General features: G+C 74.3%; 11 protein-coding genes and 1 pseudogene. 2 read left to right on the top strand and 10 right to left on the bottom strand.

Annotated elements, in window-relative coordinates; genetic code table 11:
• Positions 1-135: 135 nt before the first annotated feature.
• The 4 genes from ACIRD3_RS21970 to ACIRD3_RS21955 form a co-directional block, all read right to left on the bottom strand.
• Complete coding sequence (locus ACIRD3_RS21970; RefSeq protein WP_396532441.1) at positions 136-1,296, bottom strand: Mrp/NBP35 family ATP-binding protein; 1,161 nt, start codon at positions 1,294-1,296, stop codon at positions 136-138.
• Between the two features lie 56 nt (positions 1,297-1,352).
• Complete coding sequence (locus tag ACIRD3_RS21965) at positions 1,353-1,928, bottom strand: DUF1003 domain-containing protein (RefSeq protein ID WP_402219420.1); 576 nt, start codon at positions 1,926-1,928, stop codon at positions 1,353-1,355.
• 49 nt (positions 1,929-1,977) lie between these two features.
• The gene (locus ACIRD3_RS21960; protein WP_402219126.1) at positions 1,978-3,273 is read right to left on the bottom strand and encodes a magnesium transporter MgtE N-terminal domain-containing protein; all 1,296 of its coding nucleotides are present in this window, start codon (positions 3,271-3,273) and stop codon (positions 1,978-1,980) included.
• A 129-nt stretch (positions 3,274-3,402) separates the two neighbouring features.
• Entirely contained in the window at positions 3,403-3,942 is a 540-nt protein-coding gene (locus tag ACIRD3_RS21955; protein ID WP_402219123.1) for a hypothetical protein, read from the bottom strand.
• 103 nt (positions 3,943-4,045) lie between these two features.
• Here ACIRD3_RS21955 and ACIRD3_RS21950 point away from each other — a divergent pair, with 103 nt between their 5' ends.
• Complete coding sequence (locus ACIRD3_RS21950; protein WP_402219120.1) at positions 4,046-5,017, top strand: DMT family transporter; 972 nt, start codon at positions 4,046-4,048, stop codon at positions 5,015-5,017.
• Positions 5,018-5,020: 3 nt separating this feature from the next.
• On the opposite strand, the gene corA is transcribed toward ACIRD3_RS21950, so the two are convergent.
• Entirely contained in the window at positions 5,021-6,142 is a 1,122-nt protein-coding gene (corA, locus tag ACIRD3_RS21945) for a magnesium/cobalt transporter CorA (RefSeq protein WP_402219118.1), read from the bottom strand.
• A gap of 427 nt (positions 6,143-6,569) precedes the next feature.
• Here corA and ACIRD3_RS21940 point away from each other — a divergent pair, with 427 nt between their 5' ends.
• Positions 6,570-7,211: a suppressor of fused domain protein gene (locus ACIRD3_RS21940; protein WP_402219115.1), complete on the top strand. Its 642-nt coding sequence runs from the start codon at positions 6,570-6,572 to the stop codon at positions 7,209-7,211.
• Positions 7,212-7,385: 174 nt separating this feature from the next.
• Here ACIRD3_RS21940 and ACIRD3_RS21935 read toward each other — a convergent pair whose 3' ends face one another.
• The 5 genes and pseudogenes from ACIRD3_RS21935 to ACIRD3_RS21915 all read right to left on the bottom strand — a co-directional run.
• On the bottom strand, positions 7,386-8,246 hold the full coding sequence (locus ACIRD3_RS21935) for a PHP domain-containing protein (protein ID WP_402219112.1): 861 nt from the start codon (positions 8,244-8,246) through the stop codon (positions 7,386-7,388).
• Positions 8,247-8,302: 56 nt separating this feature from the next.
• On the bottom strand, positions 8,303-8,941 hold the full coding sequence (locus ACIRD3_RS21930) for a DUF6758 family protein (RefSeq protein ID WP_355257481.1): 639 nt from the start codon (positions 8,939-8,941) through the stop codon (positions 8,303-8,305).
• Between the two features lie 307 nt (positions 8,942-9,248).
• A complete protein-coding gene (locus tag ACIRD3_RS21925; protein WP_157849739.1) occupies positions 9,249-9,407 on the bottom strand; it encodes a hypothetical protein in 159 nt (52 codons plus the stop codon).
• Between the two features lie 402 nt (positions 9,408-9,809).
• Positions 9,810-10,685 carry an alpha/beta fold hydrolase gene (locus ACIRD3_RS21920; protein WP_402219109.1) on the bottom strand — a complete coding sequence of 292 codons (876 nt, stop codon included), beginning with the start codon at positions 10,683-10,685 and terminating at the stop codon, positions 9,810-9,812.
• Positions 10,686-10,852: 167 nt separating this feature from the next.
• Positions 10,853-11,280: pseudogene (locus ACIRD3_RS21915) on the bottom strand (ATP-dependent helicase); the annotation flags it as partial.

Below are 11,280 nucleotides of genomic sequence, written 5' to 3'. Positions count from 1 at the left end.
GGGCGCGACTCGCCCGCTCGCCGGTGACCCGTCGCTCGGGGCGGGACTCGCCCGCTCGCCGGTGACCCGTCGCTCGGGGCGGGACTCGCCCGCTCGCCGGTGACCCGTCGCTCGGGGCGGCGGTCGACTACCGCCTCAGAACTTGTTCTTGGGCGTCAGGCCGAGCGACATCCCGGAGAGGCCGCGCTGGCGGCCGCCGAGCTTGCCGGCCACCGCGCGCAGGGCGGCGCCGGCCGGGGAGTCGGGTGCGGCGAGCACGACCGGGCGGCCGTCGTCGCCGCCCTCGCGCAGCCGCACGTCGATCGGGATCGAGCCGAGCACCGGGACGGTCGCGCCGACGGTGCGGGTGAGGGCGTCCGCGACGGTCTGGCCGCCGCCGGTGCCGAACACGTCGATCATCTCGTCGCAGTGCGGGCACGGCATGCCGGACATGTTCTCGATCACGCCGACGATCTTCTGGTGGGTCTGCACCGCGATGGTGCCGGCCCGCTCGGCCACCTCGGCGGCGGCCATCTGCGGGGTGGTGACGATCAGGATCTCCGCGTTGGGGACCAGCTGGGCCACCGAGATCGCGATGTCGCCGGTGCCGGGCGGCAGGTCCAGCAGCAGCACGTCCAGGTCGCCCCACCAGACGTCGGCGAGGAACTGCTGGAGCGCGCGGTGCAGCATCGGGCCGCGCCAGACCACCGGGGCGTTGCCCGGGGTGAACATGCCGATCGAGATGACCTTCACGCCGTTCGCCTGCGGCGGCATGATCATGTCCTGGACCTGGGTCGGCCGGCCCTCGACGCCCAGCATGCGCGGCACGCTGTGGCCGTAGATGTCGGCGTCCACGACGGCGACCTTCAGGCCGTCCGCGGCCATCGCGGCCGCCAGGTTGACCGTCACCGAGGACTTGCCGACGCCGCCCTTGCCGGAGGCGACGGCGTAGACGCGGGTCAGCGTGCCCGGCTTGGCGAACGGGATCTCCCGCTCGGGGGCGCCGCCGCGCAGCAGCTGGGAGAGCTCCTTGCGCTGCTCGTCGCTCATCACGTCGAGCTCGACCTCGACACCGGTCACGCCGGCGACCTTGCCGACCGCCTCGCGGACCCGGGTGACGATGGTGTCGCGCATCGGGCAGCCGGAGACCGTCAGGTAGACCGCGACGCGCACCGCGCCGCCCTCGGCGATCTCGACCGATTTCACCATGCCGATCTCGGTGATCGGACGGTTGATCTCCGGGTCGTTGACGGTCGCCAGCGCCTGGCGTACGGAGTCCTCCGTGACGCCGGCCGCGACCTCTGTCTCGTTGGCCATGCCTTGATGGTACGGCGCCGACGGATGCCCTTAACCCGCCGGTAGCGTGCCGCCGGTCACAGCGACTCGGAGGCCTCCCGGCGCTCCTCGATCTCCCGGAGCAGCGACTGCAGTTCCGAGCGGATGAAGTCGCGGGTGGCGACCTCGCCGAGCCCGTGCCGCAGGGCCGCGACCTCGCGGGTCAGGTACTCGGTGTCCGCGATGTTGCGGTCGCTGCGGGCCCGGTCCTGCTCCATGTTGACCCGGTCCCGGTTGTCCTGGCGGTTCTGCGCGAGCAGGATCAGCGGGGCCGCGTACGAGGCCTGCAGCGACAGCGCCAGGGTCAGGAAGATGAACGGGTACTCGTCGAAGCGCACGGTCGCCGGCAGCAGGGTGTTCCACGCTATCCAGACGACGACCACCACCGTCATCCAGACGATGAACCGCCCGGTGCCGAGGAAGCGGGCGATCCGTTCGGACAGGACGCCGAAGGCCTCCGGGTCGTAGGAGGGCAGTGACAGCAGGCCGGGGCGGGCGGTGCGCGGCTGGTCGAGCCGGGCGCGGCCGGTGCCGGCGATCGGGGAGGTCTCCGGCCGGCGTTCACGGGCGCCCTCGCGGGTGCGCAGTTCGCGCAGCCGGCGCAGCTGCCGCAGCTCGCCCTGCAGGCGCCGGCGCGCGGAGTCGTCCGGCCGGCCGTTGCGGTCACCGTCCACCGGTCACCCCTTCCCAATCGTCGTGCCGGGCGTCGTCGGCGTGCAGCGCGGCGTCGCGCCAGTCGTCCGGCAGCAGGTGGTCGAGCACGTCGTCGACGGTGACCGCGCCGAGCAGGTGGTCCGCCTCGTCCACGACCGGCGCGGCGACCAGGTTGTAGGTCGCCAGGTAGCTGGTGATCAGCGACAGCGGGGTGTCCGGCGGCAGCGGGTCCAGGTCGTCGTCCACCAGCGAGCCGACCAGGACGTACGGGGGCTCGCGCAGCAGCCGCTGGAAGTGCACGGTGCCCAGGTAGCGGCCGGTCGGGGTCTCGCTCGGCGGGCGGCAGACGAAGACCTGCGCGGCGAGCGCCGGCTTGTGGTCGCTGACCCGGACCCGGGCCAGCGCCTCGGCGACCGTGGCGTCCGGCTCCAGGACGATCGGCTCGGTGGTCATCAGACCGCCGGCGGTGTCCTCCTCGTAGGTCAGCAGGCGGCGCACCGGTGCGGCCTCGTCCGGCTCCATCAGCTGGAGCAGCCGCTCGGCCTCCTCGCCGGGCAGCTCGGAGAGCAGGTCGGCGGCGTCGTCCGGGTCCATCGCCTCCAGGACGTCGGCGGCGCGCTCCTCCTTCAGCTTGCCGATGATCTCGACCTGGTCGTCCTCGGGCAGCTCCTCCAGGACGTCGGCCAGCCGCTCGTCGTCCAGCGCGGCGGCCACCTCGGCCCGGCGCTTGGCGGAGAGGTGGTGCAGCATGCTGGCGAGGTCGGCGGGGCGCAGCTGGTCGAAGGTGGCGAGCAGGTTGGCGGCGCCCTGGTCCTGCTCGGGCAGCGCGAAGCCGGTGACGTCCTGCCAGTCCAGGGTGAGCCGCTCACCCTTGCCCTTGCGCAGCCGTCCGGCCCGGCCGACCTGCACGAAGACCTTGCTGATCTCCCACTCGCGCAGCCGGGTCTGCACCATGCCGACGTCCAGCACGGTGACCTCCTCACCGGTCTTGGACCAGGTGACGGTGCGGTCCAGCAGTTCGGCGAGCACCAGGGTCTCGGAGGGCCGCTGCTCGAAACGGCGCAGGTTGATCACGCCGGTGGTGAGCACCTGGCCGGACTCCAGGCTGGTCACCCGGGTCATCGGCAGGAAGATCCGGCGCCGTCCGACCACCTCGACCACCAGGCCGAGCACGCGCGGCGGGCGCCCGCCGAGGCGCAGCGAGACGACCACGTCCCGGACCCGGCCGACCTGGTCGCCGTTCGGGTCGAAGACCGCGATGGCGGACAGATGGGAGATGAAGACCCGGGTGCCTGGCCCTGCCATGGACTCCCTCGACTCGCTCGACGCCGTGCGGGGTGCGCCGGGGCGCACTCGCGGCCAAATCTACCCGCGAGCGCGGGGCCCGGCCCGACGAGGCACGGTAGTGGTCCGAGGCGTCCCGGGCGTGAACCTTTAACGGCGCTTGAACAGCAGTTTGGGCAGGCCGGCCGGGATCGGGCGGCGGGTGGTGGCCGGGGTGGGCATCGGTGCGGCGGCGTGCGAACCGTCCGGCATCGCGCCCGGGCGCTCGGTGAGCGGGCCGGCGGGCTCCAGCCGCAGCACCCGGCACTCGCGGGCCCAGCGCTCGGTGATCGCGTCGGTGTCGGGCGCGTTCAGCCGCTTGCCCTTGAGTTCCTCGACCGCGCCCAGCCAGGCCTCGCCGCCGGGCGCGAGTTCGACCACCCGGGTGTTCCAGCCGGTCAGCCGGCCGCCCTTGTCCTTGCTGCGGACGGTCACCACGGCCCCGGTGCCGGCGGCCAGGCCGTGCAGCGGCTGCTCGCCGCCCTCGCCGACCACCACGACCGCGCCGTCGTGCCAGGCGTGCCACAGCGGGCGGGCCTGCTCCTGACCGTCCGCGCGCACCCAGAGCAGCCCGGACTTCTTCGCGGCCTCCTCCAGCAGGGCCTGGTCGAGGAAGGCGTCGGCGGTCGCGGCGGCGGGCGTACGGTCCATGGCCGACAGCGTACGGGTTTCCGGCGGCTTCCCGCCCGCCCCGTCCACGGGATGTCTCAGCCCCCGGGCGACAGTTCCATTGTGGCGTCACGGGCCTTACCGTATGACCGCCCCACCCATTCGCGACCAGCAGAGGAGCGCCGTGCCCGCCGCCCGGCCCGCGACCGCCCCCGCCCCCGCCACCACCACCGTCGGATCGCGGCCGACGCACCCGCTCCCCACCCTCGACCTGCTGCTGCTCGCCGTCTCGATCGGCGGCATCTCGCTGTCCGGTCCGCTGATCAGCGCCACCGCCGCGCCCGCCCTGGCGATCGCCTTCTGGCGCAACGTCATGTCGGTCGGCGTCCTCGGGCCGTACGCGCTGTTGCGCCACCGCGCCGAGCTGCGCGGGATCGGCCGGCGGGCGCTGCTGCTGGCGGTCGCGGCCGGGGCGCTGCTCGGGGTCCACTTCGCGCTCTGGATGCCCAGCCTGCGGATGACCTCGGTGGCCTCCGCCACCGCCCTGGTCACCACCACCCCGCTGTGGACCATCCTGCTGATGCGGCTGATGGGCGTCCGGGCGCCCCGGGCGGTCTGGCTGGGCACGGTCGTGGCGTTCGCCGGTGTGCTGGTGCTGACCGGGGTCGACCTCTCGCTCTCCCCCCGCGCGCTGCTCGGCGACGCGCTCGCCCTCGGCGCCGGGCTGGCCGCGGCCGGGTACATGCTGCTGGGCGCCGAGGTCCGCAAGACCGTCAGCACGACCGCGTACACCCTGGTCTGCTACGCCACCACCGCGGTGGTCCTGCTCGGGATCTGCCTGGTCGCCGGGACGCCGATGACCGGGTGGCCGGCCGGGGTGTGGTGGCAGATCGTGCTGCTGATGGTCGCCGCCCAGCTGCTCGGCCACTCGCTGAGCAACCGGGTGGTGCGCAACCTCGGCCCGTCGATCACCTCCACCGCGATCCTGCTGGAGACCCCGGGAGCGGCGCTGATCGCGGCCCTCTGGCTGGGCCAGTGGCCCCCGGCGGCCGCCTACCCGGCGGTGGTGCTGATCCTGCTCGGGCTGGTGCTGGTCGCCCGCGGCGGGCGCCGGTAGCGGTCAGAGCCAGCCGTTGCGGCGGAAGCCCCGGTACATCCCGACGCAGATCAGCACGATCGCGCCGAGCACCATCGGGTAGCCGTACTTGTGGTGCAGCTCGGGCATGTACTCGAAGTTCATGCCGTAGACGCCGGTGATCATGGTGGGCACCGCGAAGATCGCCGCCCAGGCGGTGATCTTGCGCATGTCCTCGTTCTGGGCGACCGAGACCTGCGCCAGATTGGCCTGCAGCAGCGAGTTCAGCAGCTCGTCGAAGCCGTGCACCTGCTCGGCGACCCGCGCCAGGTGGTCGGCGACGTCCCGGAAGTACTTCTGGATGTCCGGGTCCACCAGCCGCTGCAGCGGCTCGGACAGCTGCTGCATCGGACGCAGCAGCGGCACCACGGCGCGCTTGAACTCCAGCACCTCGCGCTTGAGTTGGTAGACGCGCCCGACGTCGGCGCTGCGGCCGCCCTTGGCCGAGAAGACGCCGTACTCGATCTCGTCCACGTCGTTCTGCAGCCGCTCGGCGACCAGCAGGTAGTTGTCCACGACGTGGTCGGCGATCGCGTGCAGCACCGCCGCCGGGCCCTTGGCGAGCAGCCCGGCCTCGTCCGCGTCCGCCTCCAGGCGGTGGCGCAGCTCCTGCAGCGAGCCGTGGCCGCCGTGCCGGACGGTGATCACGAAGTCCCGCCCGGCGAACACCATCAGCTCGCCGGTGTCCACCACCTCGCTGGTGGGCGTGAGCTGGTCGTGCTCGACGTAGCGGATGGTCTTGAAGACGGCGAACAGCACGTCGTCGTAGCGCTCGACCTTGGGCCGCTGGTGCGCGTGCACCGCGTCCTCGACCGCGAGCGGGTGCAGGCCGAAGCGCTGGGCGATCCCCTCGAACTCGGCCTCGGTCGGCTCGTGCAGCCCGATCCAGCTGAACGAGCCCTCGCCGTCCGGGAGTTGCTGCTCGGCCTTGACCCGGCGGGCGGCCTCGCGCGGGCTGCAGGCCTCGCCCTTGCGCTTGCCGTGCTGGTAGACCGCGCAGTCCACGACCGCCGAGGAGGCGTCCTCGGTCAGGACGTCGTACACCCCGGCCGCGCCGCGGCGGCGGTTGGTGCGGACGGCGGCACGCAGGCTGTTGATCATCGACATGGCAGGCTCCCAGGGGCAGGGAGCCGTCGCAATGCGGCGCGGATGAAGAAACGTTCGGCCGCGGTACGACGGCGAAGAACACCGGTGAAGGGGGACGAAAGTGCTCTCCCGGCCGGTCCGTCCGCCGTGAGGCCTGCGCCTGGGCTACCGCGGCTGATTCAGCCGATCGGGCCTGCGGGGCGCGGGGTACGGGGAAGTCGGGGCCGGGCAGAGCTGCCGGTACTGCATGGTCGGCCGGTATCCACCGCAACCACCTCCTTCGCGCCGCCGCCCCGGGACGGAAGCATCCCGGTGGCCAGTCGCTCACCCTAACATCTGACCGGCCATCGACGCCGAGGGGTTCCCAAGGCTTTACGGCTCCTTGACGAGTCGCTGCACCGGCCGCCCGCACACGGCCCGCTGACCCCGGCGGGTTACGCTCACCGGCATGGCCCACGACTTCCCGCTCTTCGGCGACCCCCACGGCGGCAGCTCCCCGGAGCTCTCCCGGGAGGCGGTGCTGGCCGCCGTCGAGGCCCGGCTGATCTCCACCTTCGGCGAACCGAGCGGCCGCGCCGCGGTCACCTTCCTCGGCACCGACCGGATCGAGGTGCTGCGCTTCGGGCCGGACGCCGAGGGCCTGGTGCGGTACGCGACGCTCGGCATGGCCGCCGCGCCGATGGCCGACCCGACCGCCGTGGTGGCGGACCAGCTGCGCGGCCCGCGCGCCGAACTGGTGCTGACCGTCCGCGGCGGGCACGACAGCGTGCTGCGCAGCCTGGCCACCTTCGCCGCGACCCCGCAGGTCGAGGGCCTGGTGGTGGCTCCGGGCGGCTCGCTGGACCTGGGCGCCCCGCTCTGGGACGGTGCGCCCTTCACCTCGGTGCTGGCCGCCGAGCCGGGCGGCCTGGTCGAGGACCTCGAACTGGCCGAGCCGGCCGAGCCGGTCCGCTTCCTGCCGCTGCTGCCGATGACGCCCAACGAGGCCGGTTGGAAGCGGGTGCACGGCGCGGCCGCGCTCCAGGAGCGCTGGCTGAACCAGGGCACCGACCTGCGCGACCCGCAGCGCCGGGGCGTCCGGCTGGACTGACGGCCGCTCAGGCGGCGCCTATGCGGAACCGAGCGGTGCCCGAGCGCGGCCCGAGCGGTGCCCGAGCGAGCCTCCGGCAGGCCGGCTGGTGCCCTTCCGGCTCCACCCGGGCGTGCAGGGCGTGACCGCACGCCCGTGCCGCGCCCCGTACGCCGGAGCGCGGCGGCCCGAGCCTCAGCGCTCGATCGGCTTCGCGCCGGTGGCCTGTGCCAGCAGCGCCTCGTACACCGCCGGATCGGTGGTGTGCTCGCCGAGCCGGACGGTCTTGCGGGTGCCGTGGTAGTCACTGGAGCCGGTGACCAGCAGACCGAGCTCGCCGGCCAGGCCGCGCAGCCGGGCCCTGGTCTCCTCGTCGTGGTCGGTGTGGTCGACCTCCAGCGCGGCCAGCCCGGCCGCCGCGAGTTCGGCGATCACCCCGTCCGGCACGGTCCGCCCGCGCTTGACCGCGCCCGGGTGCGCGAAGACCGGCACCCCGCCGGCCGCCCGGACCAGCCGGACCGCCTCGATCGGGTCGGTCTCGTGCTTGCGGACGTCCGCGCGGCCGCCGTTGGCCAGCCACTCGGCGGTGAAGGCGTCCGAGACGGTGGCCACCACGCCCGCCTCGACCAGCGCGCTGGCGATGTGCGGCCGCCCCACCGAGCCGGCGCCCGCGATCCGCTGCACCTGCTCCCAGCTGACGTCCGCGCCGAGTTCCCGGCAGCGTTCGACGATCGCCCGCCCGCGCCGGAAGCGGTCGGTGCGCACCAGCTCCCGCTCGGCCGCGAACCGCGGCTCCTCGGGGTCGAACAGGTACGCCAGCAGGTGCATGCTCACGCCGTCCACGACGCAGGACAGCTCCGCGCCCGGGACGACGGTCAGCCGGGCGCCGTCGGGCAGCGCGTGCACCGCCCGGGCGGCCTCGGCGTGGCCGGCCACGGTGTCGTGGTCGGTGAGCGCCACGACGTCGAGGCCCGCGGCGACGGCCGCGGCGACCAGTTCGGCCGGGCTGTCGGTGCCGTCGGAGGCGTTGCTGTGGGCGTGCAGGTCGATGCGCACGGGTCGGCTCCTGGAGGCTCGTGGGTGCCGCCCAGGATAGGCCGTCGGGGTGGCGGTCAGCCGAGCAGCCGGGGCGAGAGCGCCCCGCAGGGCAGCAGGTCCAGCTCGGCGCCGGCCTCGCGCAGATCGGTGAGCACCAGTTCGTCGTACATCACCAGCGCGGACTGCTCGGGCCAGGCGACCGCCCAGAGCCAGAGCCCGCGGGCCTCGCCGACGAACACCGCGCGGTCGGCCGGGGCGTCCGGGACGTGGAACATCGGGGTGGGCCGCCCGGCGGCCATCAACTTGGCGTCGGCGGGCTTGTAGAGGCCGACGGAGTCGCCCGGGTCCGGCCCGGGGAGCCCGGCGTAGCGGGCGCCGAGGCCGACCCCCAACTCCTCGGCGACCAGCACCAGCTCGCCGAAGCCGCCGAGCGGCGCCGGGCCGGAGCAGGCGACGGCGGTCGCCCGGGCGCCGGAGACGTCGTCGCCGACGTGGGCGATGCCGGTGTAGAGCCAGCCGACCGGGAGCGGCCAGGGCAGCCAGACGGGGACCTGTGAACGGGCGACGGCGACGCCGAGGGCTTCGACACTCGGGGGCAGCACGGGCTGCATCGGGTGCACGGCTCCGTGCCGGTCGCACTGCCAGGTGTCTGAGAACAGACCGGGGGCGCGGACCCGACCGGCGCACCTCGGGCAGCTTGGCTCGCCCCTCATAGCCGACAACGCTCCTCCCTCCGGCCCCGCCGCGTCAAGGACGATCACCCGTACGGAGGGCTCGGCGGCACCTGTCGGTGGCGGACGCCCGGCCGACTCCGGATGGGCGCGGCGCGGGGGGTTCCCGTTGGGGGATGTCCCGTGACGGGCGGCGGCAAACGTCGGGGAGCCGACCCCGGACGCACTGACGCCCCGTCATCGGCGATCGCGGTGACGGGGCGTCAGTCGGGTATCGGAACGTCCGGATCGGACGATCCCGGCTCGTCGGCGGCGGGTGAGGGCTCCCGGTCGGAGCCGCCGCGCGGGGTCAGACGGTCGGGCACGGCCGGATGAGCAGGCGTTCGCCGGTGCGGGCGGCGGCCTGGACGTGCTCGCGCACGGTCGCGGCGTCGGCGATCAGGCGGTCGGTGGCGGAGCCGTTGGCGTCGTCCAGCCGGACGATCTCGAAGCGCATGGTCTTCGTCATGGGCGTCTCCTTTCCTTGCCCCGCGGAGCGGGGCTCTTGCGGCTGAGTCGGTATCAGCCCTTTCGGGGTCTTGCGGGACCGGCGAAGCGGCCGGAGCGGGCGGGTCGTACGTGCGGCGGTCTGCTGCGGCAAGGGCTCCCCCTGCTTGCCTGGTGCGTCCAGTGCCTCGTGAACCACGGTGTCGTGGCGGTGCTACCGGGCCGTTGCCCGTCCGTGAAGTCCAGGTTTCGGGTGATGTACCTCGGCGTCGAGACCGACGATGATTCCCGGACAGAATCAAAGATTACCGTAACTAACGACTTTTGTCCCGTGGTGAAGCCGGTCGACGTTCCGGAAGTGGTGCAGACCACTTCCGGCGGGGTGCTTCGACGAGGGCCGATCAGGCCCGTGGGCGGTGGCCGGTCAGGCCCAGAAAGCGGTCAGGGCCTCGGCGGTGGCGGCCGGCTGCTCGGCGTTGGGGGAGTGGCCCGCGTCCGCGACCACCACCCGGTGGGCCCCCAGGCGCTCGGCCATCGCGGTCTGCTCCGGGACCGGCCAGGCGTAGTCCCGCACCCCGGAGAGCACCAGCACCGGCAGCCCGGCGGTGGCGGCGGCCAGCTCGGCCACCCGGTCCGGCGCGGCGATCAGATGGCCCCCGGTGACGGACAGCGACTGCGGCACATTGGCCAGCCAACGGCGGTGCAGGAACTCGGCGACCTCGGGCTCCAGGTTCGGCACCGGCTGTCCGCTGTCGGCCTCCATCTGCCGCATGACCTGCCAGATCTCCTCCAGGCCCATCACCTGCAGCGCGTCCAGCAGCAGCTTGGTGCGGGCCGCCTCGGCCGGGTCGATCGCGCCCGGCCCGGTGGACACCAGGGTCAGCGACCGCCACGGCAGCGGGCCGTCCGCGGCCGCGGCGAGCACCGCCTCGCGCGCCACCTGGCCGCCGAAGGAGTGCCCCACCAGGTGCAGCGGGCCGCCGTCCGCCGCCAGCGCCCCGGTGAGCGCCCGGACGTCCGCACCCAGCTCGTCGACGGCGTACGCGGCCGGATCGTCCGTCCCGCCGGTCTCGTTCTGCCCCCGCTGGTCCACGGCGGTCACCCGGTACCCGGCCGCGGCCAGCGGTTCGAGCAGCCCGATGAAGTCCTCCTTGCTGCCCGTGAACCCGGGCACCAGCAGCGCCGATCCGCGCACCGGCCCGGCCGGCTCCGCCCGCAGCGCCGCGAACTCCCCGCGCCCGGTCACCACCCGCTCGGCCCGCGCACACCCGGGCAAGCTCAGAAACGGCGGCGTGCTCATGGGCGGTGCTCCCTGCTCTGCTGCGTGCGACTCCCCGACGCCCCCGAGCTTAGGGCCTGTCCGGCGGATCCTTCCGGGTCGGCCCGCGGTGGCGGGGCGGGAACGCCCGAGGGGGCGGGCCGGGCCGGGTGGCCTGGTCCGCCCCCTCGGGGGAGGTGCGCTGTCGGTCAGCTCTCCGGGGTCGCCTCGACGGGCGCGGCGGCCTTGCGGGTGCGGGTGCGCTTGCGCGGGGCCGGGACCTCGGAGGCGGCCTCGGCGGCCGGGGCCTCCGGGGCGGTCTCGGCGGTGGCCGCGGCCTTGCGGGTGCGCTTGCGCGGGGCGGGCTTCTCCTCGGCCGGGGCCTCGGTGACGACCGCCTCAGCGGCCTCGGCGGGGGCCTCGACGGCCTCCGCCTTCGGCTTGCGGGTCCGGGTGCGGGTGGGCTTCTCCGCCACCGGCGCCTCGGCGGCCTCGGCGGCCTCGGCGGCCTCGACCGCCTCGACGGCCTCGGCCTTCGGCTTGCGGGTGCGCTTGCGCGGGGCGGGCTTCTCCTCGGCCGGGGCCTCGGTGACGACCGCCTCAGCGGCCTCGGCGGGGGCCTCGACGGCCTCCGCCT

Source organism: Kitasatospora sp. NPDC093550 (assembly GCF_044764985.1).
Classification (GTDB): domain Bacteria; phylum Actinomycetota; class Actinomycetes; order Streptomycetales; family Streptomycetaceae; genus Kitasatospora.
The sequence above is the reverse complement of the archived record's forward strand: the minus strand, read 5'-3'. Positions and strand labels throughout refer to the sequence as shown.